Source organism: Sphingomonas kyungheensis, from assembly GCF_037120395.1.
Taxonomy (GTDB): Bacteria; Pseudomonadota; Alphaproteobacteria; order Sphingomonadales; family Sphingomonadaceae; genus Sphingomonas; species Sphingomonas kyungheensis.
The window spans coordinates 65,758-88,776 of the sequence record NZ_JBBBDM010000009.1; the positions used below are offsets into that span (position 1 = coordinate 65,758).

Annotated in this window: 22 protein-coding genes and 1 riboswitch; of the genes, 14 read left to right on the top strand and 8 right to left on the bottom strand. The window is 71.4% G+C overall.

Annotation, left to right across the window (positions count from 1 at the left end; all coding sequences use genetic code 11):
• Positions 1-10: 10 nt before the first annotated feature.
• Complete coding sequence (gene cobU / locus V8201_RS15095) at positions 11-556, bottom strand: bifunctional adenosylcobinamide kinase/adenosylcobinamide-phosphate guanylyltransferase (RefSeq protein ID WP_336545841.1); 546 nt, start codon at positions 554-556, stop codon at positions 11-13.
• Positions 557-584: 28 nt separating this feature from the next.
• Positions 585-787: riboswitch (cobalamin riboswitch) on the top strand.
• A gap of 127 nt (positions 788-914) precedes the next feature.
• On the opposite strand from cobU, the gene V8201_RS15100 reads away from it, so the two are divergent.
• Genes V8201_RS15100 through V8201_RS15155 form a run of 12 tightly spaced genes read left to right on the top strand, consistent with a single transcriptional unit; the run spans position 915 to position 13,599 of the window.
• Entirely contained in the window at positions 915-2,849 is a 1,935-nt protein-coding gene (locus V8201_RS15100; protein ID WP_336545796.1) for a TonB-dependent receptor plug domain-containing protein, read from the top strand.
• Between the two features lie 4 nt (positions 2,850-2,853).
• Positions 2,854-3,816: an aminotransferase class I/II-fold pyridoxal phosphate-dependent enzyme gene (locus V8201_RS15105; protein ID WP_336545797.1), complete on the top strand. Its 963-nt coding sequence runs from the start codon at positions 2,854-2,856 to the stop codon at positions 3,814-3,816.
• Positions 3,813-4,427 carry a cob(I)yrinic acid a,c-diamide adenosyltransferase gene (cobO, locus tag V8201_RS15110; RefSeq protein WP_336545798.1) on the top strand — a complete coding sequence of 205 codons (615 nt, stop codon included), beginning with the start codon at positions 3,813-3,815 and terminating at the stop codon, positions 4,425-4,427. The genes V8201_RS15105 and cobO overlap by 4 nt, the downstream gene beginning before the upstream one ends.
• A complete protein-coding gene (locus V8201_RS15115) occupies positions 4,424-5,233 on the top strand; it encodes an ABC transporter substrate-binding protein (RefSeq protein WP_336545799.1) in 810 nt (269 codons plus the stop codon). Before cobO ends, V8201_RS15115 begins: the two co-directional genes overlap by 4 nt.
• Positions 5,230-6,192, top strand: coding sequence for a FecCD family ABC transporter permease (locus tag V8201_RS15120; protein WP_336545800.1), 963 nt, complete (start codon positions 5,230-5,232; stop codon positions 6,190-6,192). The genes V8201_RS15115 and V8201_RS15120 overlap by 4 nt, the downstream gene beginning before the upstream one ends.
• Positions 6,189-6,959, top strand: coding sequence for an ABC transporter ATP-binding protein (locus tag V8201_RS15125; RefSeq protein WP_037532565.1), 771 nt, complete (start codon positions 6,189-6,191; stop codon positions 6,957-6,959). The genes V8201_RS15120 and V8201_RS15125 overlap by 4 nt, the downstream gene beginning before the upstream one ends.
• Entirely contained in the window at positions 6,956-7,873 is a 918-nt protein-coding gene (gene cbiB, locus V8201_RS15130) for an adenosylcobinamide-phosphate synthase CbiB (RefSeq protein ID WP_336545801.1), read from the top strand. Before V8201_RS15125 ends, cbiB begins: the two co-directional genes overlap by 4 nt.
• A complete protein-coding gene (locus tag V8201_RS15135) occupies positions 7,861-9,318 on the top strand; it encodes a cobyric acid synthase (protein ID WP_037532562.1) in 1,458 nt (485 codons plus the stop codon). Before cbiB ends, V8201_RS15135 begins: the two co-directional genes overlap by 13 nt.
• Positions 9,315-10,331 (top strand): nicotinate-nucleotide--dimethylbenzimidazole phosphoribosyltransferase, encoded by a 1,017-nt coding sequence (cobT, locus tag V8201_RS15140; RefSeq protein WP_271300087.1) that lies wholly within the window; start codon positions 9,315-9,317, stop codon positions 10,329-10,331. Before V8201_RS15135 ends, cobT begins: the two co-directional genes overlap by 4 nt.
• The gene (locus tag V8201_RS15145) at positions 10,328-11,092 is read left to right on the top strand and encodes an adenosylcobinamide-GDP ribazoletransferase (RefSeq protein WP_336545802.1); all 765 of its coding nucleotides are present in this window, start codon (positions 10,328-10,330) and stop codon (positions 11,090-11,092) included. Before cobT ends, V8201_RS15145 begins: the two co-directional genes overlap by 4 nt.
• Complete coding sequence (locus tag V8201_RS15150; protein ID WP_271300089.1) at positions 11,089-11,664, top strand: histidine phosphatase family protein; 576 nt, start codon at positions 11,089-11,091, stop codon at positions 11,662-11,664. The genes V8201_RS15145 and V8201_RS15150 overlap by 4 nt, the downstream gene beginning before the upstream one ends.
• 30 nt (positions 11,665-11,694) lie before the next feature.
• Positions 11,695-13,599 carry a CocE/NonD family hydrolase gene (locus V8201_RS15155; protein WP_336545803.1) on the top strand — a complete coding sequence of 635 codons (1,905 nt, stop codon included), beginning with the start codon at positions 11,695-11,697 and terminating at the stop codon, positions 13,597-13,599.
• A 364-nt stretch (positions 13,600-13,963) separates the two neighbouring features.
• On the opposite strand, the gene V8201_RS15160 is transcribed toward V8201_RS15155, so the two are convergent.
• From V8201_RS15160 to V8201_RS15175, 4 genes are all read right to left on the bottom strand, one after another.
• The gene (locus V8201_RS15160; protein ID WP_336545804.1) at positions 13,964-15,517 is read right to left on the bottom strand and encodes a sensor histidine kinase; all 1,554 of its coding nucleotides are present in this window, start codon (positions 15,515-15,517) and stop codon (positions 13,964-13,966) included.
• Positions 15,514-16,212, bottom strand: a complete 699-nt coding sequence (locus V8201_RS15165; RefSeq protein ID WP_037532544.1) for a response regulator transcription factor — start codon at positions 16,210-16,212, stop codon at positions 15,514-15,516. The genes V8201_RS15160 and V8201_RS15165 overlap by 4 nt, the downstream gene beginning before the upstream one ends.
• An 11-nt stretch (positions 16,213-16,223) precedes the next feature.
• Positions 16,224-17,714, bottom strand: a complete 1,491-nt coding sequence (locus V8201_RS15170) for a DUF4153 domain-containing protein (protein ID WP_336545805.1) — start codon at positions 17,712-17,714, stop codon at positions 16,224-16,226.
• 111 nt (positions 17,715-17,825) lie between these two features.
• Complete coding sequence (locus tag V8201_RS15175; protein ID WP_336545806.1) at positions 17,826-18,686, bottom strand: oxygenase MpaB family protein; 861 nt, start codon at positions 18,684-18,686, stop codon at positions 17,826-17,828.
• Between the two features lie 47 nt (positions 18,687-18,733).
• Between V8201_RS15175 and V8201_RS15180 the strand changes: the two genes are divergently transcribed.
• Positions 18,734-19,477, top strand: a complete 744-nt coding sequence (locus tag V8201_RS15180) for a class I SAM-dependent methyltransferase (RefSeq protein WP_037532540.1) — start codon at positions 18,734-18,736, stop codon at positions 19,475-19,477.
• A 63-nt stretch (positions 19,478-19,540) separates the two neighbouring features.
• Positions 19,541-20,017: a DUF1440 domain-containing protein gene (locus tag V8201_RS15185; RefSeq protein ID WP_336545807.1), complete on the top strand. Its 477-nt coding sequence runs from the start codon at positions 19,541-19,543 to the stop codon at positions 20,015-20,017.
• On the opposite strand, the gene V8201_RS15190 is transcribed toward V8201_RS15185, so the two are convergent.
• Genes V8201_RS15190 through V8201_RS15200 form a run of 3 tightly spaced genes read right to left on the bottom strand, consistent with a single transcriptional unit; the run spans position 20,014 to position 22,938 of the window.
• Complete coding sequence (locus V8201_RS15190) at positions 20,014-21,024, bottom strand: sensor histidine kinase (RefSeq protein WP_271300096.1); 1,011 nt, start codon at positions 21,022-21,024, stop codon at positions 20,014-20,016. The two genes, V8201_RS15185 and V8201_RS15190, sit on opposite strands and share 4 nt — an antisense overlap.
• A 28-nt stretch (positions 21,025-21,052) precedes the next feature.
• Positions 21,053-21,499 (bottom strand): response regulator, encoded by a 447-nt coding sequence (locus V8201_RS15195; RefSeq protein ID WP_037532533.1) that lies wholly within the window; start codon positions 21,497-21,499, stop codon positions 21,053-21,055.
• On the bottom strand, positions 21,496-22,938 hold the full coding sequence (locus tag V8201_RS15200; RefSeq protein WP_373276490.1) for a sensor histidine kinase: 1,443 nt from the start codon (positions 22,936-22,938) through the stop codon (positions 21,496-21,498). The genes V8201_RS15195 and V8201_RS15200 overlap by 4 nt, the downstream gene beginning before the upstream one ends.
• Positions 22,939-23,019: the final 81 nt, after the last annotated feature.

Genomic DNA, 23,019 nt, shown 5'->3' on the forward strand with positions numbered 1-23,019 from the left:
CATCTTGCGTTCATTTAGCGAGATCACCGGGCGCTGCCGTGTCGTGCGGGAAGGGCTGCAACGGCAACACCCTGCCGGCGACGACGAAATAGACGTCGTGCATCACCGCCGCGACCTGCTGGTGGAGCCGTCCCGCGGCGTCGCGGAAGGCGCGGCCGAGCGGGTGGTCGGGGACGATGCCGAGCCCGACCTCGTTGCTGACCACGAACACCGGCTGCCGGGTCGCGGCGAGCGCCGCGCAGAGCGCCTCGCCCTGCGCGGCGAGGTCATGCCCGCCGAGCATGACGTTGCTCAGCCACAAGGTGAGGCAATCAACCAGGATCGCGCCCTCGTGGATGGCGGCGATCGCCTGCGGCAGCGCGACCGGGCAGTCGATCGTCCGCCAGCGACCGTCGCGATCGGCGCGGTGGCGCGCGATCCGCTCTGCCATCTCGTCGTCATGCGCCTCGGCGGTGGCGAGATAGTGGAGCGGGCCGGCGGTCCGCTCCGCCGCGGCCTGCGCCAGCCGGCTCTTGCCCGAGCGCGCACCGCCGAGGAACAGCGTCTTGGCTGCGATCATCTTGCCTTCATCTCCGCATCGGCCTAGGGGCGCCGACACGACAGGTTCCCAGAGATGGGATGAAAAGGGAACCCGGAAGCGAGCGTGACGCTCGTCATCCGGGGCTGTCCCCGCAACTGTGACCGGCGAGTCCTGCTCCCCGCGTGCCACTGGATCGGAGCGATCCGGGAAGGCCGGGCAGGGTGACGACCCGGAAGCCAGGAGACCTGCCTGTCGCGGTTGTCCTTCGTGCGGACGGGGTGTTCCGGGCGATCGAGGGTTTCCTCGCGTGACGACGGTGTTGGGGGCGCGCGACGGACCGGTTCCGGCGATGAGCGGCGCGTGCCTCCGTTGTTGCGAACGGGGGGAAACCATCGTGAAGACCTATGCCTGCCTGATCCTGTTGCCGTGCCTCGCGGCAACCCCGCCTGCCCTTGCCCAATCGGCGCAGGCGACCGGCGACCTCGCGCGTGCCGCCGCCGCGGGCGACGACATCATCGTCACCGCCAATCGCGCCGCCCGCCCCGCCGATACCGTCGGCCAGGCGGTGACGGTGCTCGACACCGCGACGATCACGCAGCGGCAGGCAGTCGTCGTCTCCGACCTGCTGCGCCAGACCCCCGGCGTCACCGTGGTGCGCAACGGCGGCGTCGGCACCGCCACCTCGGTCAACATCCGCGGCGCGGAGAGCGACCAGACCGTGGCGCTGATCGACGGCATCAAGCTCAACGACCCGTCGTCGCCGGGCGGCGGCTTCGATTTCGGCGGGCTGCTGATCGGCAATATCGCGCGGATCGAGGTGCTGCGCGGCGCGCAGTCGGTGCTGTGGGGCAGCCAGGCGATCGGCGGCGTCGTCAACCTCATCACCCGCCAGCCGACCGAGCAACTGTCGGTCAATGCGCGCGCCGAGGGCGGCTGGCACGGGACCGGCCAGGGCTTCGCCAACGTGTCGGGCAAGATGGGGCCGGTCGCGGCGAGCCTCGGCGGCGGCTATTACACCACCGACGGGATCTCGGCCTATGCGCCCGGCACGGAGCGCGACGGCTTCCGCAACTACGCCGCCAACGGCAGCCTCGGCATCGCGCTCGCGCCGAACGTCTCGGTCGACCTGCGCGGTTTCTACTCGAACGGCCATACCGACATCGACGGCTTCCCGCCGCCGACCTACAGCTTCGGCGATACGCGCGAATATGGCACCAGCGAGCGCTGGACCGGCTATGGCGGGCTCAATGCCGCCTTGTTCGACGGCCGCTTCCGCAACCGCCTCGGCTATGCGCATACCGACAGCAACCGCCACAATTACGATCCCGACGGCGATCCGCGCGAGACCTTCGCCGGCAAGGGGCGCAATGACCGGATCGAATATCAGGGTGCGGTCGACCTGACCCAGGCGGTGTTCGCGACCTTCGGCGCGGAGCGCGAGGTGTCGCGCTTCACCACCTCGAGCTATGGCGGCACGCCGACGGTGGGCCGGGCGCGCATCTTCAGCGTCTATGGCCAGCTGGCGGTGACGCCGATCGCCGGACTGACCGCGACCGGCGGCATCCGCCACGACGATCACAATATCTTCGGCGGCGCGACGACGGTATCGGGCAGCGGTGTCTGGTCGCCCAACGACGGCAAGACCGCCTTCCGCGCCAGCTATTCGGAAGGCTTCAAGGCACCGACCCTGTACCAGCTGCAGAGCGAATACGGGAATGCCGCGCTCCGGCCGGAACGGTCGCGCGGCTGGGACGCGGGCGTGACGCAGAAGGCGCTCGACGGCGCGATCGAGGCGAGCGCGACCTATTTCCGGCGCACCTCCTTCGACCTGATCAACTTCGTCTCCTGTGCCGAACCGCTGACCGGCATCTGCGTCGACCGGCCGTTCGGGACCTATGACAATGTCGCGCGCAGCCGGGCGCAGGGCGTCGAGTTCGCGCTGACGCTGCGCCCGGTCGAGGCGCTGACCTTCAGCGCCGCCTATACCTATCTCGACGCGACCAACCGCTCGACGGGCACCGCCAATTTCGGCCGGGCGCTCGCCCGCCGGCCCGACAACAGCGTCACGGTCAACGCCGACTATCGCTGGCCGTTCGGCCTGACCACCGGCGCGACGATCACCGCGGTCGGCGACAGTTTCGACAATGCCACCAACACCCGGCGGCTCTACGGCTATGTCCTCACCGACGTGCGCGCCGCCTTCCCGGTGTTCGCGCATCTCGAAGTCTATGGCCGGATCGAGAACCTGTTCGACGAGCGCTACCAGACCATCTACCAATATGGTCAGCCGGGCCGCGCCGCGTTCGGTGGCATCCGCCTGACCTATTGAACCGATGCGCGACGTCGCCGCTTTTGCCGAATTCACCGCGCACGGCGGGCGGGTGGCGGCGGCGCGTGCGCGCTTCGGCGGCGACGACTGGATCGACCTGTCGACCGGCATCGCGCCGTGGAGCTGGCCGGTGACGGGGCCGCTCGGGCTCGAGCGGCTGCCCGAGCCGGCGGCGATCACCGCGCTGGAGGCAGCGGCGGCGGCGGCGTTCGGCGTCGCCGATCCGGCGCGGGTGGTCGCGGTGCCGGGCAGCGATCTGGCGATGCGGCTGCTCGCCCCGATCCTCGCCGCGGAGCGGCCGGCGGTGCGCACGCCGGGCTATGCCGGGCATCGCGCCGCCTGGCCCGATGCCGAGCCGGTCGCGGACGAACCGGGTGACCACGATTTGTTCGTGCTGGCCAGCCCCGCCAATCCCGATGGCCGCCTGCTCGATGCCGCGACGGCGGAGCGGCTCGCCGCGGCGATGATATTGGTCGTCGACGAGGCCTATGCCGATCCCGCGCCCGGCCTCGCGCCGCGTGCGTCGGACCGGCTGATCGTGTTGCGGTCGTTCGGCAAATTCTACGGTCTGCCCGGCTTGCGGCTCGGCTTCGTGATCGCCGGCGATCGCGTCGCGGCGGCGCTCCGCGCGATGCTCGGCGACTGGCCGGTATCGTCGGCGGGGATCGCGATCGGTACCGCCGCCTATCATGACCGCGCCTGGCAGCAGGCGCAGCAGCAGCGCATCGTCGCGGCGGGCGCGGCGCTCGATGCGCTGCTCGCCGCGGCGGGGCTGGCCTGCGTCGGCCGGGCGCCGCTGTTCCGGCTGATCGCCTGCGACGATGCGGCGGCGTTGTTCGCGACGCTCGCCGATCATGCTATCCTGACCCGTCCCTTCGCCGATCGCGCCGACCGGTTGCGCATCGGCCTGCCGCCGCCTGCCGCCGCGGCGCGCCTCGCCGCCGCCTTCGAGGAGTTTCGCCGATGACCGTCCCGCCGCCCGACGACCACGCCCGGCACAATGCGCGGATGGAGCGGGTCGCCGCCGCCCGCGCCAAGATGCAGGCGCGCCGCACGCTCGAACGCGGGCTGCTGATCGTCCACACCGGCAACGGCAAGGGCAAGTCGTCCTCCGCCTTCGGCATGGCGATCCGCAGCATCGGCTGGGGGATGAAGGTCGCCATCCTGCAATATGTGAAGGGCAAGTGGGAGACGGGCGAGCGCAACTTCTTCGAGGCGCATCCCGATCTCGCCACCTTCGAGGTGATGGGCGAGGGCTTCACCTGGGACACACAGGATCGCGCGCGCGACATCGCCGCGGCGGCGGCGGCGTGGGAGCGGTCGAAGGCGATGATCCTCGATCCGGACGTCGACTTCGTCATCCTCGACGAACTCAACATCGTGCTGCGCGACGGCACGCTCGGCATCGCGCCGGTGGTCGACTTTCTCAAAGACCGCCCGCTGACCAAGCATATCTGCATCACCGGGCGGCATGCCCGCCCCGAATTGCTGGCAATCGCCGATCTGGTCACCGACTTCACCGAGGTCCGCCACCCGTACAATGCCGGGTTCAAGGCGCAGAAGGGCGTCGAATATTGATCCGGGCGCTCGCCCTCGTCGCGGCGGTGGTGCCGCTCGCCTCGGCGACGCTGCCGCGCGCGCCGCGGATCGTCTCGATCAATCCGTGCGTCGATGCGGTGCTGATGCAGGTCGCCGATCCGCGCCAGATCGCCGGGATCAGCCATTATTCGCAGGACGCACGCGCGACCTCGATCCCGCTCGCGCAGGCGCGGCGCTTCATGGCGACGTCGGGGACGGCGGAGGAGGTGGTGGCGCTGGCTCCCGATCTGGTGCTCACCGGCGCGCATGTAGCGCCGGCGACGATCGCCGCGCTGACCCGGATGAGGATCCGCATCGTCCAATATCCGGTGCCCGACACGGTCGAGGAGAGCGAGGCGCAGGTGCGCGACATCGCCCGCGTCGTCGGCCATGCCGCGCGCGGCGAGGCGCTGGCGGGCCGGATCGCGGCGGCGGCGCGGCCGGCGGCGGTGACGCCGGTGCCGGCGCTGATCTGGCAATCGGGCGGGCTGGTGCCGGGCACCGGGACCTTGCCCGCCGACCTGCTGCGCCGTGCCGGCTTTCGCGACATGAGCGCGGTCTATGGCCTCAAGAAATGGGACGTGCTGCCGCTCGAATATCTCGTCGCCCGGCCGCCGCGCGTGCTGCTGTCGACCGCCGCGGCGGATGTCGGCGACGACCGCATGACCTCGCATCCGGCGGTGCGGCGACTGGCGCGGCGGATCACCGTCGCCGCCTATCCGACGTGGCTGATGAATTGCGGCGGGCCGACGATCATCGCCGCGATGGCGCGGCTGCGCCAGGTGCGGCAGGGAGTGGGGGCATGACGCGGCTCAACATCGGTCTGATCGTCGCGCTGCTGTGCGTCGCGGCGCTGTCGGTCGCGGCGGGCAAGGTGTGGGTGCCGTGGGACGCCTGGACCGCCGCCGATCCGCGATCGATCATCATCGTCCAGCTGCGCCTGCCGCGCACCGTGCTCGCGCTGCTCGTCGGCGCAGCGCTCGGCCTGGCGGGGGCGGTGATGCAGGGTTATCTGCGCAACCCGCTCGCCGATCCGGCTCTATTCGGCGTGTCGACCGGCGCGGCGTTCGGCGCGGTGCTCGCGCTGTTCCTCGGCTATGCCGCGCAATTGTGGCTGCTGCCCGGCTTCGCGCTGATCGGCGCCGGGCTGACGATGGCGCTGCTCGCGGTGATCGCGGGGCGCTCGGGCAGCCTGATCCTGTTCACGCTCGCCGGCATGATCCTGACCAGCATCTTCGGCTCGCTGACCAGCCTTGCGATCAGCCTCGCGCCGACGCCGTTCGTCTCGTCGCAGATCGTCACCTGGCTGCTCGGCGCGCTGACCGACCGCAGCTGGGACGACGTCAGGATCGCCGCGCCGCTGATCGCGCTCGGCGCAGGCCTGCTGTTCACCACCGGGCGCGCGCTCGACGCGCTGACGCTCGGCGAACAGGCGGCGCGGTCGATGGGGGTCGATCCGGTGCGGTTGCAGCGCATCGTCATCGCCGGCGTCGCGCTGACCGTCGGCGCGTCGGTGGCGGCGGCGGGGCAGATCGGCTTCGTCGGGCTGATCGTCCCCCATATGGTGCGGCCGTTCGCCGGCCATCGCCCGTCGGCGACGCTGCTGCCCGCCGCGCTCGGCGGCGCGCTGCTGCTGACGCTTGCCGATGCGCTGGTGCGCATCCTGCCGACGGTGAGCGAGTTGCGGCTCGGCATCGCCATGTCGATGCTCGGCGGGCCGTTCTTCCTCTACCTGCTCATCGGCATGCGGCGGAGGCTGGCATGAGCGGATTGATCGCCGACGGAATTGGCCTGACGCTCGGCGCGACGCGCGTGCTCGACGCCGTCAGCCATGCGTTCCGGCGTGGGCGGGTGACGGTGCTGCTCGGCGCCAACGGGGCGGGCAAGAGCAGCCTGCTCGCCTGCCTCGCCGCGCTGCGCGTGCCCGACCAGGGCGCGGCGCGGCTCGACGGCGTCGCCGTACAGGCGCTCGACCGGCGGGTGCGGGCGCGCGCGATCGGCCTGCTGCCGCAGGCGGCGGACGTGCATTGGGACATCGACGTCGAGACGCTGGTCGGGCTCGGCCGGCTGCCGCATCGCGGCCGCTGGGGTGAGACCGAGGCGGATCGCGCCGCAGTGGCGCGGGCGCTCGCCGCGACCGACATGACCGGCTTCGCGCGGCGCGGCGTCGAGCGGCTGTCGGGCGGCGAACGCGGCCGCGCGCTGCTCGCCCGCGTGCTCGCCGGCGAACCCGACTGGCTGCTCGCCGACGAACCGCTCGCCAGCCTCGACCCCGCCCACCAGCTCGACGTGCTGGCGCGGCTGCGCAGCGTCGCCGATGCGGGCAGCGGTGTGATCCTGGTGCTGCACGATCTCCACCTTGCCGCGCGGATCGCCGACGATGCGGTGCTGCTTCGCCACGGCCGCGTCGTCGCGGCGGGCGCAGCGGAGGCGGTGCTGACCGCGCCGCTGCTCGAACAGGCGTTCGGCGTCGCGGTCGAGATCGGCATCACCCCCGCGGGGCAGCGCTTCATCCTGCCGATCGCCCGGTGACGCATGCGCCGGCGCTGCTCGCGATGCTGATCGTCGAGGCGGTGTGCGGCTATCCGGCGCGCTGGCCGCATCCGGTGATGGCGGCAGGCGCGCTGATCGACTTTGTCGAGCGACGTTGGAACCGCGGCGGGGCGGGGCGGCGGCGGATCGCCGGGGTCGCGCTGGTCGCGCTGCTGGTCGGCCTGTCGGCGCTGATCGGCACGGCGATCGAGCGGCTGGTGGATGGTGTCGGGGGCTGGGGCCTGCTCCTCGTCGTGGCGGTCGGGACGACGGGGCTGGCGCAGCGCAGCCTCTACGATCATGTCGCGGCGGTCCGCGCGCCGCTCGCCGCGGGCGATCTGGTCGCGGCGCGCCGGGCGGTGGCGATGATCGTCGGGCGCGATACGGACGGCCTCGACGAGGCGGGCGTCGCGGTCGCGGCGATCGAGAGCCTTGCGGAGAGCTTCTGCGATGCGGTGATCGCGCCGGCCTGCTGGTTCCTGCTGCTCGGCCTGCCCGGCCTGTTCGCCGCCAAGGCGATCAACACCGCCGATTCGATGATCGGCCACCGCACGCCGCGTCACGCCGCCTTCGGCTGGGCGGCGGCGCGCGCCGACGACGCCGTCAACTGGCTGCCGGCGCGGCTGGCGGGCGTGCTGATCGGCGTTGCCGGCGGCGGCGGCTGGCGGACGATGGCACGGGATGCGCGGCATCACGCCTCGCCCAACGGCGGCTGGCCCGAAGCGGCGATGGCGGGGGCGCTCGGCCGGCGGCTCGGCGGGCCGGTCAGCTATGACGGCGAGCCGGCGGCGCGCGCCTGGCTGGGGCAGGGGCGCGCGCCCGATGCCGCCGATCTGACGCGCGCGCTGCGCATCTACGGCATGGCCTGCCTGCTGTTCTGGATGCTGATCGGAGGGCTGGCATGGCGGCGGTGATGCTGCAGGGCACCGGCTCCGACGTCGGCAAGTCGGTGCTCGTCGCCGGCCTGTGCCGGGCGCTCGCCAATCGCGGCCTGACCGTTCGCCCGTTCAAGCCGCAGAACATGTCGAACAACGCCGCGGTCACCGCCGACGGCGGCGAGATCGGCCGCGCGCAGGCGTTGCAGGCGATCGCCGCGCGCGTCGCCCCCAGCGTCGACATGAACCCGGTGCTGCTCAAGCCGCAGAGCGACCGGACGTCGCAGCTCGTCGTCGCCGGCCGCTCGCAGGGGACGCTTGCCGCGGGCGACTATTGGCGGCGCAAGCCCGATCTGCTCGGTGACGTCTGCGCCGCCTACCGCCGGCTCGCCGCGCAAGCCGATATCGTCGTCGTCGAGGGCGCGGGATCGCCTGCCGAGATCAACCTGCGCCGCAACGACATCGCCAATATGGGCTTCGCCCGCGCCGCCGGGGTGCCGGTGGTGCTGGTCGGCGATATCGACCGCGGCGGAGTGATCGCTTCGCTGGTCGGCACGCAGGCGGTGATCGATCCCGACGATGCGGCGATGATCCACGGCTTCCTCGTCAACAAATTCCGCGGCGACCCGACGCTGTTCGACGACGGCCTCGCCGCGATCGCGGACCGCACCGGCTGGCCGAGCCTCGGCCTCGTGCCGTGGCTGGCGGAGGCGGCGCTGTTGCCGGCGGAGGATGCGGTGGCGCTCGGCCGCGGCGCAGCGGGCGGCGGCGTCACGGTGGCGGTGCCGATGCTGTCGCGCATCGCCAATTTCGACGATTGCGATGCGCTCGCGCACGAAGCGGGGATCGATCTGCGGATGATCCCGCCGGGCACGCCGCTGCCGGGCGATGCCGCCTTGGTCGTGCTGCCGGGCAGCAAAGCGACGATCGCCGACCTCGCCTTCCTGCGCGCGCAGGGGTGGGACGTCGATCTTGCCGCGCATGTCCGCCGCGGCGGGCGCGTGCTGGGGATTTGCGGCGGCTATCAGATGCTCGGCCGGACGATCGCCGACCCGCTCGGTATCGAGGGGCCGGCGGAGACGGTCGCCGGGCTCGGCCTGCTGCCGGTCGATACGGTGATCGATGCGGACAAGCGCGTCCGGCCGGTCGCGGGACGGTTCGCGGACGGCGGCGCGGCCTTCGCCGGCTATGAGATCCACGCCGGGGTGACCCGCGTCGCTGCCGGCACCGCGCCGCTGCTGCGCTTCGCCGACGGGGCGGACGACGGTGCGGTGGTCGCCGACGGGCGGATCGCCGGCTGCTACGTCCACGGCCTGTTCGACCGCGCCGAGGCGCGCGCGCACCTGCTCGCACCGCTCGGCGTCGCTTCGGACGGGCTCGACCGGCGCGAGGCGATCGACGCGGCGCTCGATCGAATTGCCGCTACATTGGAACGGTCGATGGCAATCGACGCCCTGATCATTTTGGCAAGGACCGCCCGATGACCGAAGACGATGTTCGCGCCCATCTCGACGCGCTCGCCAAGCCGCGTCGCAGCCTCGGCCGGCTGGAGGATATCGCCGTATCGCTCGCGCTGACTCAGCAACGGCTCGATCCGCGCACCCGGCCGCGGCGGATCGTGCTGTTCGCCGGCGATCACGGCTGCGTCGCCGACGGCGTCTCCGCCTGGCCCTCGGCGGTGACGGGCATGATGGTGGCGACGATCCTCGCCGGCCGCGCGACGAGCAGCGCGCTCGCCGCGGCGCACGGGTGCGACCTGCGGCTGGTCGACGTCGGCGTGGCGAGCGCCAGGCCGGTCGCGCCGCCGCCCTTCTTCCGCGATGCGCGCGTCGCTGACGGGACGGTCAGTCTCGCGCATGACGCGGCGATGACGGCGGCGCAGTTCGACGCGGCGTGGCGCGTCGGCGTCGAGGAGGCGCAGGCCGCGGTGGCGGACGGCGCGGCGCTGCTGATCGCGGGCGAGATGGGGATCGGCAACACCACCCCCGCCGCGGCGCTGACCACCTTGCTGACCGGCCTGTCGCCGGTCGAGGCGGTCGGTGCCGGCGCCGGCGCCGATGCCGCGATCGTCGTGACCAAGGCCTGTGTCGTCACCGCGGCGGTGGCGCGGGCGACACCGTTGCTCGGCCACGACGACCGCGCCGCGATCGCATCGGTGGCAGGCTATGAGATTGCGGCGATGGCGGGATTCTTCGCGGAGGGCGCGGCGCGCGGCGCGACGCTGCTGCTCGACGGCTATGTCGCCACCGCGGCGGCGCTGGTCGCCGCGCATCTCGCGCCGGGCAGCGAGCGGGCGATGATCGCCGGTCACCTCTCGGTCGAGCCGGGCCATGGCGCAGCGCTCGCGCAGCTTGGCCTGACGCCGATGCTCGACTGGGGGATGCGGCTCGGCGAAGGGAGCGGCGCACTGGTCGCGCTGCCGCTGGTCGACGCCGCAGCGGCGCTGCTCGCCGATGTCGCGCGGCTCGATGCGATCGGCGCCGAGCGCGCCGATTGAGCCGCGCGCCGGCCTGGGCGCCGCCGCTGCTCGCGGTGCAGTTCCTCACCCGTCTGCCGGTGCCGGGGCTGGCGCGGCTGAGCGCGGTGGCGGCGGCGGACGGCTTCGCGCGGGCGATGGCGTGGCTGCCGTTGATCGGCGCGGCGATCGGACTGGTCACCGCCACGGTGTTCACGGTGAGCGCGATGCTGTGGCCGCCGGTGATCGCGGCGCTGCTCGCGCTCGTCGTCGAAGCACTGCTGACCGGCGCGCTGCACGAGGATGCGGTCGCCGATTTCTGCGACGCGTTCGGCGGCCATGCCCGCGGTGAAGAGGCGCTCCGCATCCTGCGCGACAGCCGGATCGGCAGCTATGGGGCGCTCGGGCTCGGCCTGACCGTCGCGCTGCGCTGTGCCGCGATCGTCGCCCTGCCGCCGGCGCTGGCGGTGGCGGCGATCGTCGCGGCGGCGACACTGGGGCGGCTGTGGGCGGTGCTGCTCGCCGCGATCCTGCCGCCGGTCGGCGCGGGAACGGCGGCGCGGACCGGCGGGGTGCCGCCGCGGCGGGCGCTGCTCGCGCTGCTGGCGAGCGTGCCCGGCGCCGCGCCGCTCGCCTGGTCGATGCCGACGGCGGTGGCGATCCAGGCCGCGGTCGCGCTGGTGCTGCTGCCCGCGCTCGCCCGATTCCTACGGCGGCGGATCGGCGGCAGCACCGGCGACGGCCTCGGCTTCGCGGTCGCGATCGGCCAACTCGCGCTGCTGCTCGGCGTCGCGGCGCGATGAGCGGCGAGGTGCTGCTCGTCCGCCATCCGCCGGTGGCGCAGCATTGGGCGGGGCGCTGCTACGGCCGCTCCGACATGGGATGGAGCCGCGCCGGCGCCGCGCTCGCCCGGCGGCTGGCGGCGGAGCTGGCGGTCGAGACGTTCGATGCCATCGTCCATTCGGGCGCGATCCGCACCCGGCGACTCGCCGGCTGGGTGGCGCGGCGCGGCGGCGGAGCGACGATCGCCGATCCGCGCTGGGTAGAACGCGATTTCGGCAGCTGGGAAGGTCGGTCGTGGGATGCGATCTGGCGGGAGACGGGCGATCTGATGGACCGGATGATGACCGATCCGCACGGCTTCCGCCCCGGCGGCGGCGAGACCGGTGGCGAGCTGTCGCGGCGCGCGCTCGCGGCGTGGGACGCGCTGCCGCAGGGCGGGCGGGTGCTGGTGGTGACGCACGGCGGTCCGATCGCGGCGATCGGCACCCATGTCGCCGGCCGTCCGCTCGAACGGATGATCGAGGCGGTGCCGGCGTGCGGCGCGATCCTGCGCCTGCCGCGCGACGCTTGCAGCGGCGGCGGCAGGCGCTAGCATAGGTCATCCCTTCTGTCGGAGATCCTCATGCGCGCATCCGTCCTGCTGTTGTCCACGCTCGCCCTGCTGCCGATCGGCGTCCAGGCGCAGCAGCAGCCGGCGGGGGACATCCCCGCGCATTTCAAGCTGGTCGACACCGCCAACGATTATATCAAGCGCGAAGTGATGATCCCGATGCGCGACGGGACCAAGCTCTACACGGTAATCGTCATCCCCAAGGGCGCAACCAACGCGCCGATCGTGCTGACCCGCACGCCGTACAATGCCAAGGCGCGCGCCAACCGCAGCGACAGCACGTCGATGCTGGCGACGCTGCCGCTCGCCGACGAGATCTTCGTGAAGGGCGGCTATATCCGCGTCTATCAGGACATCCGAGGCAAATACGGGTCGGAGGGCGATTATGTCGTGACGCGGCCGGTGATCGGGCCGCTCAACCCGACCAAGGTCGATCACGTCACCGACGCCTATGACACGATCGACTGGCTGGTGAACAAGGCGAACCTGCCGCAGTCGAACGGCCGCGTCGGCATGATCGGATCATCCTACGAGGGCTTTACCGTGGTGATGGCGCTGCTCGCGCCGCATCCCGCGCTCAAGGTCGCCGCGCCGGAAAGCCCGATGATCGACGGCTGGATGGGCGACGACTGGTTCCATTACGGCGCTTTCCGCCTCGCCAATATCGCCTGGCTCGGCGGGCAGACCGGTTACAAGGGCGGCGGCACGGTGCCGCCGACCGGCGGTTGGGACGATTACGACAATTTCCGCGAGGTCGGCTCGGCGGGCGACTGGGCGAAGAAGTCGGGCTACGACCAATTGCCCTATTGGACGCGGATGTCGCAGCATCCGGCCTATGATTCCTTCTGGCAGGGTCAGGCGCTCGACAAGCTGCTTGCCGCCAACCCCTCCAACGTCCCGACGATCTGGGAACAGGGTCTGTGGGATCAGGAGGATATGTACGGCGCGATCACCGCCTGGGAAGCGCTGAAGGCGAAGGGCAAGGCGGGCAACAATTATCTGGTGATGGGGCCGTGGCGGCACAGCCAGGTCAATCGCGAGGGCCGCAGCCTCGGGCCGTTCCAGTGGGACGGCGACACCGCCGCGCAATTCCGCGAGCAGATGGTGCTGCCGTTGTTCGACCAGTATCTGAAGGACGGCCCGCCCGCCAATCTGCCGCAGGCGGCGATCTACAATACCGGCGAGAACCACTGGGATCGGCTGGCGCAATGGCCGCTCGCCTGCGAGACGGGCTGCGCCGCGCCGCTCAAGCCGATCTATTTGCAGGCGGACGGCGGCCTCGGCTTCGCCAAGGGCGCGGCGGGCGGCGACAGCTACGTCTCCGATCCCGCCAAGCCGGTGCCGCACCTGCCGCGCCCGGTCAATTTCAAGGACGGCCGCTGGGGCGACTGGCTGGTCAGCGACCAGCGCGGCTCGGACGGGCGGACCGACGTGATGACCTATTCGACGCCGGTGCTGACCGAGGCGATGCGCGTCTCCGGCGCGCCGATCGCCGATCTCTATGCCGCGACGACCGGCACCGACGGCGATTTCGTCGTCAAGGTGATCGACGTCTATCCGGCGGAGAATGCCACCGATCCGAAGATGGGCGGATACCAGCTGCCGATCAGCCTCGACATCTTCCGCGGCCGCTACCGCGACAGCTTCGCGCATCCGAGCGCGATTCCGGCCAACAGGGTGCAGCATTATCGCTTCCGGCTGCCGACGGTGAACCACGTCTTCCAGCCGGGGCATCGCGTGATGGTGCAGGTCCAGTCGAGCCTCTTCCCGCTCTACGACCGCAATCCGCAGACCTATGTGCCGAACATCTTCTTCGCCAAGCCGGCCGACTATCGCAAGGCGACGGTGACGCTGCGCCGCGGCGGCGCGACGCCGAGCGCGGTGCTGCTGCCGGTGGTGCCGGTGGCGCAGCAATAGGCGCCGCGAGCAAAGCGCCTCCGCGCCTCCGCGTCGATCATCGTCTCGCGTGTCGGGAGACCGCATCGGTGTTTCGCGCAGAGGCGCAGAGGCGCAGAGGACGCAGAGGGGATAGGCTTATGGCGGCGCGCTGCGGCTATAGCGGCGGGTCGGGTTCGAGAACGCCGCAGCCTCGATCCGTCATGCCCGGTTCGTTCCGGCATCGACGGTGTCTCATGAGCCTGAGCGGTCGAGCCTGCGGAACGGTGGACCCCGGAACCAGTCCGGAGTGACGGCAGCTTCGAGGCGACGTCCCGAAGTTCAAAGATCTCGCGCGGTTACTGCCACCCCCTCTGCCTTCTCCGCGCCTCTGCGCGAACCCAGCTCAGCCGTCGACCCGCGGCAGAACGATCTCGAACACCGCCGCCCGCGCCTCGGCCAGCGCGATCGTCCCGCCGCTCGCCTCGATCAGCGAGCGGGCGATGGCGAGGCCGAGGCCGGTGCCGCCGCTGCTGCGACGGGTGGTGAAGAAGGGCTCGAACAGGCGGGCGACGTCGCCGGGCGCGATGCCGGGGCCATCGTCTGCGATCCGCAGCGTCACCGTCGTCGCGGTCGACGCGCCGGTCACCGTGGCGGCGGACGCGCCCGCCTGCCGACTGTTCTCGAACAGCGTCGCGAGCGCATGTTCGAGCGTGGCCGCGGGCACCGCGACGGCGGGCGGCGGCGCGGACCAGGCGATCGCGATGCTGAAACCGGTGCTGCGATAGGCGTCGGCGGTACGCGCGACCACCGGGAGCGGGTCGGTCGCCGCCGCGACGGGCGCCGCCATATCGGCGCGCGCCAGTTCGAGCAGCCGCGTCACCAGCAGCGCGAGCCGCCCGGCATCGGCATCGGCATTGGCGAGGAAGCGGCTGCGGTCCGCCGCCGCCATGTCGGCATGATCCTGCATCAGCTCGATCGCGCCGCGGATGCCGGCGAGCGGCGTCTTGAACTCGTGGCTCATCGCATAGGCGAAGTCGCGCAGATAGCGCGACCGCCGCTCGATCGCCGCACTCATCGCCGCGAAATCGGCGTAGAGACCCTGGATCTCGATCGCCGCGGTCGGCGGTACGTCGGGGATCGCGCCGCGACCGCTTGCCACCGCGCGCGTCGCCTGGCCGAGCCGTTCGATCGGCCGCGTCACCCCGCGCGAGATCACCCCGCTCAGCACGATCAGCAGGGCGAAGATCGCCGCGACGCCGATCGCGATCTTGCCGCGATCCTCGTAAAGACCGCGGAACAGCGCCCGCGCCGAGCGCGACAGCAGCAGCACGCCGACCACCCGCCCGCCGACGACGATCGGTCGCGCATGATGGACGCGGATCGCCGCGGCGCGCGACAGCCATTCGAAGCGATAGACGGCGCGATAGGCGCCGTTGCGGCGCAGCACCGTCGCCGGTCGCCCCGCCAGCGCGGCGGCGACTTCCGGCAGCTGTGCGTAGCTGCCGCGCGCCGCGCTGCCGGCGACGATCTGGCCGCGATCGTCGAGCAGCACGATGCCGGCGAGCGTCGTCCTCTGCGTCGCACGCAGGATCGGCGCGAGGCGGGGCGCGACGATGCGGGCGTCGGCGGCGACCGTGCCCGCCGGGGCCGGGGACGGACGTTCGGGCAGGATCGGCGTCTGGCTGAGATCGACGCCCTCGCCGGGCGGCACGATCCGCCGCGGATAGAGCCGGCCGTCGCCGCCCGGCCATTGCGCCGCCGCGGCGGCCGCGAGCGCCGCGCCCTGCGCGACCAGCTCCGCCTCGGTCTGGCGGACGAGGGTGTTCTCGTACACGCGCAGGAAGACCGCGCCGAAGCCGGGCAGCGCCGCGACGAAGAACAAGGTCGCGAACAGGATGGTGCGCAGCCGCAACCGCGGCCAGCGGCGCTTCGCCCAATCCTTGCCGCGCGCGATCACGCGGTGCCGCAGGCGCCGAGCCGATAGCCGATGCCGGCGCGCGTCTCGATCAGGTCGTCGCCGCCCGCGGCGGCAAATTTGTGGCGCAGGTTGCGGATATGGCTGTCGATCGTCCGGTCGGTGACGGCGAAGCCCGGGCCGTGCAGCCGATCGATGATCGCATCGCGGCTGAACACCTTGGCGGGCATCGAGGCGAGCAGCCGCAGGATCGAGAATTCGGTGACGGTAAGCCCGACCTCCTGCCCCGCCCACAGCGCGCGCCAGCCGTCGAGATCGAGCCGCAGCCGGCCATGGGCGAGGCTGCGTCCGTCCTCCAGCGCGGGCGGGCGTGCGGCGGTGCGGCGCAGGATCGCCATCACCCGCGCCACCACCTCGCGGGGCGAAAAGGGTTTGACGACGTAGTCATCGCCGCCGAGCTCGATGCCGAGGATGCGGTCGATCTCCTCGTCACGGCTCGACAGGAAGAGGATCGGCACGTCGCTGCCGGCGCGCAGCCGGCGGCACACCTCCAGCCCGTCGAGCCGCGGCATGTTGATGTCGAGGATGACGAGGGCGGGGGCGTGGCTGCCGGCGAGCGCCAGCGCCGCCTCGCCGTCGCCGGCCTCGATCGTGTCGAGGCCGGCCTTCTGCAGGGCGAAGACGAGCAACTGGCGGATATGGGGATCGTCGTCGACGACGAGGACGGTGCGCGGCATCGGGCATAGGATCACGGCTGTTGCGCTCCCGTCAATCGGCGAGCGGGCGGCGCGGCGCCGGATCCCCGGTCCGCGAGCAGCGCTTTGGCCGCAGCCAGCCGGCGGGCGTTGCGCGGGCTCCAGCCATTCCAGCTCGATTGCTGCTCTTCCATCTGCGTTTGCATCCAGAAGCGGATGTGCTCGATCCGGTCGTGCAGCCGCGGCGAGCCGACGTGGCGTTCGAGCATCGCCAGCGGCACCAGCGCCCCCGGGCCGAGCCGTTCGAAATACGCGAGGTCGAGCGGCGGGCCGCTGCGCCCCTTCGCCAGCGCGACGCGCGCGTTCCAGTCGGCGGCGACCGCCGACAGGTCGACGACGCTGCACGCGGCGAGCACCAGCGTCAGCGCCAGCGCATTGGCATTGATCAGCCATGCCGCCGAGCGCTGCCCGAGCAGCCGCCACAGGATCAGCATCAGCCCGGTCGCGACCAGGGCCATCCAGATCAGCGCCGCGAGCCGCAGCGGGGTGAGGCCATAGGCATCGACATAATCGATCAGCCGCAGCGCGCTCGACGCGACGAGCAGCACGTTCTGGCCGATCCATGCCGTCACCAGCCAGCGGATCGGCGGATGGGCGGCGCTCGCGCTGCCCGGCGACAGCATCGTCAGCACGAAGACCGCGGCGAGCAAAGCGGTGACGATCAGCGCATAGGCGCCCTGATGCGCATAATCCGCCATCGTCACGCCGTCGGGCAGCGCCGCGCCGCTCCACAGGAAGACGAGGTCGAGCCCGTTCTGGATGGCGAAGACAGCGTTGAACGTCGCCAGCGACAGGATCAGCGTGCCCGGCCGGAGCAGCGGCGGCACGGTCTGCCCGCCCGGCGCCTGCCAGCGGGTCGCGCCCGCCGCCGGGCGGAGTGTCGCCCAGACCGGCAGCAGCACCGCCAGCGCGAAGGCGGTGCGCCAGATCACCGTCCGGATATCGGGCAGGATCATGCTGTCGAGCGCGCGGGCGATCAGCGGATTGGCCGTGGCGAACAGGATCAGGAACAGCAGGGCGCCGCCGAGCGGCACGATCAGCGCCGCCGCCACCGCCGTCACCGTCACGCGCGGGTGCAGCCGGTGCGCGCGGATATGCGCAAGCCGTCGGCGATCGCGCCATGGCCCGACGACCGCGGCGAGCGCCAGCCTGCCGAGCCGCACCGCCCAGCTCGCGGCATCGTCGAACCGCCGCCGCGGCAGCGTCGCCGCCAGTCCGGTCGCGGTCAGGAACAGGCAGAAGGCGAGCAGATTGGGCTGATCGGCATAAGCGGCGATCGCCAGCATGGCGGCAACCAGCGCGATCCGCGGCTGGCGATGGCGGATCACCGCGGGGCGCAGCGCGGCGAGCGCGATCAGCCAGCCGAGCATCGCCAGCGGCAGCAGCACCTCCGCGCGATCGACGATCAGTTCGAGGACCAGCACCAGCAGCGCGGCGACCCCCGCCTTGGCTGCCACCGATATCGTTCGTCGTCGCATCGTCATGCCGGGCCTCCTTATGGTCGGGAGGCGGGTGTGACGGATCGCGATGCTGCGCGGCGTGCCGCCGGCGTCTGCGTTGTGCGGGGATCGTGTGCAGATCCGGTGCAGCCGGCCTCAGCCCTGCTGGCCCGCCCGCTTCGCCGAGCCGTCGCGCAGCGCCCAGCGCAGCACCGAGCCGATCCCGGCCATGCCGGCGCGCACCGCGGGTCGGGCGAGCGGCCGGCGGTCGAGCCCGTGCATCCGCGCCGCCCAGTCGGGCAGCAGGTCGATGCCGCCCTGCATCAGCAACGCCTGCGCCGGCGCCATCGCGGGCCGCGCGGGCGGCTGGCGCAGCAGCGCGCGCGCCACCTCGCGCGTGCGATGATCGACGCGCAGCTGCGGGCGGACCGCGGTGAGATAGGCATCGAGCGCGGCGCGGGTGCGCGGAACCGCGGTGGCACCCAGTTTCTCGGCGACGACGGCATATTCGCCGAGGTAGCGATCCTGCTCGGCGACGGGGAAGGCGGGGTCGCGATAGCGGCGGTGCGCGGCGAGGAAGCTCGCGACCTCGGCGACATGCACCCAGGTGAGCAGGTCGGGATCGTTGGCGCTGTAGCGCGTGCCGTCGGGCAGGATGCCGGCGACGCGATCATGGATGCGGCGGACGCGCGCGATCAGCGACTCGGCGGTCGCGGTCGCGCCATAGGTGGTGCCGGAGATGAATTGCGCGGTGCGACGCAGCCGGCCGAGCATGTCGGCGCGGAAGTTGGAATGGTCCCAGACGCCGGCGAGCGCACCGGGATGGAGCATCTGGAGCAGCAACGCGGCGACGCCGCCCGCCATCATCGCGGTGAAGTCGCCATGCACCACCCACGCCGCCGAACCGGGGCCGAACAGTCCGTCGTCGCCGGGCGGGCGGGTCAGGTCGACCGCACCGTCGCCGAACCCGACCAGCCGATGCACCTCACTCTGGATCGCGTCGCGAAGATCGGTCATGCTGTGACATCTAGTGCGGCCGGGCGGCCAATCCAGGAGGACGAGTGATGCGGCTGGCTTTATCGATGTTCGCGGCAGCGGCGCTGACCACCGCGGTGGTGGCGCAGGACAAGGCGGCGCCGGCGGGCCCGGCGATCACCCGCGCGCTCGCCGATCCGGCGCGCGCCGATCAGGCGGGCGACGATGCGCGGCGGCAGGCGGCGGCGGTGCTCGCCTTCTCCGGGGTCAAGCCGGGCGACACGGTGATCGATTACCTGCCGGGTGCGGGCTATTGGACGCGGATCTTCACCGGCGTGGTCGGGCCGAAGGGCAAGGTCTATGCCTTCTGGCCCGCCGCCGGCGCCAAATACGCGACCAAGAGCCTGCCGGCGTTGCAGGCGCGCAACCTCGGCAACGTCGTCGCCCAGGTGCAGGCGACCGATCTGCCGACCGCGCCGCAGCCGGTCGATCTGTTCTGGACCGTGCAGAATTATCACGACATCGCCAATAACGGCGCGGGCGAGCCGGCGCTGCGCGCCTTCGATGCGGCGGTGTTCAAGCTGCTCAAGCACGGCGGCACCTATGTGGTGATCGACCACGCCGATGCGCCCGGCACCGGCCTGTCGGGTACCGAGACGCGGCACCGGATCGATCCGGCGGCGGTGCGCCGGCAGATCGAATCGGCGGGCTTCCGCTTCGCCGGCGCGAGCCGGGTGCTCGCCAACCCGGCCGACGATCACAGCAAGCCGGTGTTCGATCCCGCGATCCGCGGCAAGACCGATCAGTTCGTGCTCAAGTTTCGCAAACCCTGAGCCCTCGCCGATCCTTTTGCGGCACGGCGCGTTGTCCGGGCTGATCTAGCCCAAGGAGCGCCCGTGCCGTCGATCGCCAAGACCCTTGCCGCCGGCGTCGCCGGCGGTCTCGTCGCCAGCCTGGCGATGAACCTGTTCCAGTCGGTGAGCGCCTCCGCCTTCGGCCAGACCGGCAGCAACGACGACCCCGCCACGGTCAAGGCCGCCGACACCGCCAAACAGGCGGTGACCGGCGGGGACGTGACGCAGAAGCATCGCGAAACCGCCGGCAGCCTCGTCCATTATGCGACCGGCGTGGCGCTCGGCGTGGGCTATGCGCTGGCGGTGCGGCAATGGCCCGAATCCAAGGCGGGATATGGCACCGCGTTCGGGGTGGGCGTCGCGACGTTGCTCGACGATCTCGCCGTACCCGCCTTCGGCTGGGGTCCCGGGCCGACCGAGACGCCGCCGGCGACGCATGCCTATGGCCTCGCCAGCCACGTCGTTTTCGGCCTCGCGCTCGAAGCGACCCGCCGCGCGACGCTGGCGGCGGTCGACTAGATCGCGGCGCGCACCGTCGCGCAGACGCCGCGCTCGCGCGGTTCGTAGAGAATCGTGGTATGCAGGCTCTGCGCCATCGCCTGGAGCAGGCGTGTGCCGAGCCCGGTGCCCTTGGGCGCGGCCCCCTCGGCCATGCCGCAGCCGTCATCCTCGACCGACAGGCGGAAGCCCTCCGCCTCGCGCAGCATGGTGACGCGGATTTCGCCGCCGTCGCCGGTGGGATAGGCGTATTTGCACGCGTTGGTGACAAGTTCGGTGACGATGACGCCGAGCGACACCGCCCTGTCGGTCGGCAGCCGGATCGGTTCGGCGTCGAGGTGCAGCGTATGGGGTGCGGTGTCGCACGAGAGCGTGTCGTTGAGCTCGCGGATCAGCGAACCGAGATAGTCGCGCATGTCGACGCTCTCGACGTCATTCGCCGAATAGAGGCAACGGTGGACCTGCGCGATTGCCGCGATCCGGCGCTGCGTATCGTCGAGCGCGGTGCGCGCGGCCGGATCGGCGAGCGCGCTCGCCTGCAACCGCACCATCGCCGAGACGAGCTGGAGCGAATTGGCGACGCGATGATTGACCTCGCCGAGCAGCGCCTCGAGCCGTGCGTTGCTGGCGCGCAGGTCTTCCTCGACCCGCGCCTTCTCACGCGCCAGCCGGCTGCGGTCGAGCACCTGGCCGAAGCTGTTGGCGAGCAGGTCGAAGAAATCGTCGCCGATCGACTTGACCACATAATCCGCCGCCCCCGCCTTGAGCGCGGCGATCGCGATCCGCCCCTCGTCCGACCCGGTGACGTAGACGACCGGCGGCATCGCCGGCAGCTCGGCGAGCTGCGCGAGCGTGTCGAGCCCGTCCATGTCCGGCATGTAGTGATCGACCGCGATCAGGTCGAACGGCGCGGCGGCGGCGAGCCTGACCCCCTCGGCGCCCCCCGCCGCGGTGGTGACACGATAGCCACGCCGCTCCAGCCCGCGCGCGGCGAGGCGGCGCAGACCATCGTCGTCGTCGATGTACAAAACGCTGGGGAGGGCGGGGTCGGTCAGATCAATGACCCTCGAAGGCGGGAACCTGGATCACCGACAGGAACAGGCCGAGCTGGCGGATCGCCTGCGCGAAGCTTTCGTAATTGACCGGCTTGGTGATGTAGACGTTGCAGCCGAGATCGTAGCAGCGCTGGATCTCGATCTTGTCGTCGGTGGTGGTGAGCACGACGACGGGGGTGCGCTTGAGCGGGCTGCCCTCCGCCTTGATCCGCTGGAGGATGTCGGTGCCGCTCATGTCGGGCAGGTTGAGGTCGAGCAGGATCAGCGCCGGGCCGTTCTTGGCGGGGCCGTCCTCCGCCTCGAACAGATGGTGCAGCGCCTGGGTGCCGTCGGTGAAATGGCGGATGTCGTTGAGGATGCCGGCACGACGGATGTTCTTCTCGATCAGCCGGGCGTGGCCCTCGTCATCCTCGATCATGACGATGCCGACGGATTGATGGGCATTCATGCAGCGCTGTCCTGACTGACGTATGTCTTTGGAAGGTTGAGGCGAAATGTCGATCCGCGGCCCGGTTCGCTATCGACGTCGATCGTCCCGCCGAGCCGATAGGCGAGCGCCCGGACATGCGCCAGCCCGATTCCCTCACCGGGCTGGTCCTGCCGGCCGGAGCGGCGGAACAGGTCGAAGATGCGCTGGTGATCGCGCGGATCGATGCCGCGGCCGTTGTCGGTCACCGACAGGATGACGCGGTCGCGCTTCGCCTCGCCGGAGACGGTGATGACGCCGGGGCGGCCGGGTTCGAGATATTTGGTCGCATTCTCGATCAGGTTCGACAGGATCTGTTCGATCGCGACGCGATCGGTGACCAGCGACGGCATCGGCCGCCGTACCGAAAAGCTGATGCCGCGGTCGTCGAGCAGGTGGCGGATCGATCCGGCGACGGTATCGGCGATGGCGGCGGGATCGATCGGCTCAGGCGTGATGACGCGGCGGCCTTCGCGCGACAGTTTGAGGATGGCGTTGATCAGCCGGTCCATCTTCTGCGTCGAAGTGCGGATGAAGCCGATCGCCTCGGGCAGATCCTCGCGCACCGCGAGCCGCGCCTCGTCGCTGACGATCTGCGGCGCTTCCGCCTCGGCCCGGTCGACCAGCTCGGCGAGCGGGGTGGTCGCGGCGGCGAGCTCGGCGGTGAAGCCCATCACGTTGACCAGCGGCGAGCGCAGATCGTGGCTGACGATATAGGCGAAACGCTGGATCTCTTCATTGGCACGGCTGAGGTCGGAGGTGCGTTCGTGCACCGTCTCCTCGAGTCGCTCATTGAAGTCGCGCAGCCGGTCGCGCGACCGCGACAGATCGCGGGTGTACCCGATGATGGTGAGCAGCGAGGCGAGCGCGACGAGCGCGAGCAGCACCGCGGCGACGCCGAGGATGATATAGAAGGCGCGCACGCTCGCCTGCTGCGCCGCATCGCGCTGGGCGAGCAGGCGGCGTTCGGTGACTGCCATCCGTTCGAACGTATCGCGGATGGTCGTCAGCCGGCGGACGCTCGCCTCGGTGCGGAACAAGGTGGTGGCGGTATCGGCATGACCGCTGTCGATCAGACCGATCGTCCGCGCGCGCTGCGCGAGCAACGCGCTGACCTCGCGTTGCAACAGCTTCAGGGCGGCGACCTGGTCGGGATTGTCGCGGGTGAGATCGGCGATGCGCGCGAGCGCCGCCGGGGTGGCGGCCGACCAGCGGTGATAGGCGTCGCGATAGTCGGGGTTGGCGGTGAGCAGATAGCCGCGTCGCGACGCCTCGCCCTGTTCGATGAGGCGACGCGCGTTGCTGATCGCCAACTCGACCTGATAGGTATGCGCGACGGCGGCGGTATGCGCCTCGTTCTGCCGCGACGCCCAGCCCGCACCGGCGCCCGCGGCGACGAGCGCGAGAAACCCGAGCGCCATGAAGACGACCAGCGCGCGGCCGAGCCGGCCTTCCGAAATGATGAATGGATTGCGGACTTTGCTCAGCACCGCCCAGCCTTA

Bases quoted from the DNA above. Each gene is read 5' to 3' on its own strand.
- cobO (WP_336545798.1), top strand. From the start codon at position 3,813: ATGACCGTCCCGCCGCCCGACGACCACGCCCGGCACAATGCGCGGATG.
- V8201_RS15165 (WP_037532544.1), bottom strand. From the start codon at position 16,212: ATGCCGCGCACCGTCCTCGTCGTCGACGACGATCCCCATATCCGCCAG.
- V8201_RS15200 (WP_373276490.1), bottom strand. From the start codon at position 22,938: ATGGCGCTCGGGTTTCTCGCGCTCGTCGCCGCGGGCGCCGGTGCGGGC.
- V8201_RS15150 (WP_271300089.1), top strand. From the start codon at position 11,089: ATGAGCGGCGAGGTGCTGCTCGTCCGCCATCCGCCGGTGGCGCAGCAT.
- V8201_RS15175 (WP_336545806.1), bottom strand. From the start codon at position 18,686: ATGACCGATCTTCGCGACGCGATCCAGAGTGAGGTGCATCGGCTGGTC.
- V8201_RS15155 (WP_336545803.1), top strand. From the start codon at position 11,695: ATGCGCGCATCCGTCCTGCTGTTGTCCACGCTCGCCCTGCTGCCGATC.
- V8201_RS15170 (WP_336545805.1), bottom strand. From the start codon at position 17,714: ATGACGATGCGACGACGAACGATATCGGTGGCAGCCAAGGCGGGGGTC.
- cobT (WP_271300087.1), top strand. From the start codon at position 9,315: ATGACCGAAGACGATGTTCGCGCCCATCTCGACGCGCTCGCCAAGCCG.
- V8201_RS15120 (WP_336545800.1), top strand. From the start codon at position 5,230: ATGACGCGGCTCAACATCGGTCTGATCGTCGCGCTGCTGTGCGTCGCG.
- V8201_RS15180 (WP_037532540.1), top strand. From the start codon at position 18,734: ATGCGGCTGGCTTTATCGATGTTCGCGGCAGCGGCGCTGACCACCGCG.
- V8201_RS15195 (WP_037532533.1), bottom strand. From the start codon at position 21,499: ATGAATGCCCATCAATCCGTCGGCATCGTCATGATCGAGGATGACGAG.
- V8201_RS15125 (WP_037532565.1), top strand. From the start codon at position 6,189: ATGAGCGGATTGATCGCCGACGGAATTGGCCTGACGCTCGGCGCGACG.
- V8201_RS15105 (WP_336545797.1), top strand. From the start codon at position 2,854: ATGCGCGACGTCGCCGCTTTTGCCGAATTCACCGCGCACGGCGGGCGG.
- V8201_RS15135 (WP_037532562.1), top strand. From the start codon at position 7,861: ATGGCGGCGGTGATGCTGCAGGGCACCGGCTCCGACGTCGGCAAGTCG.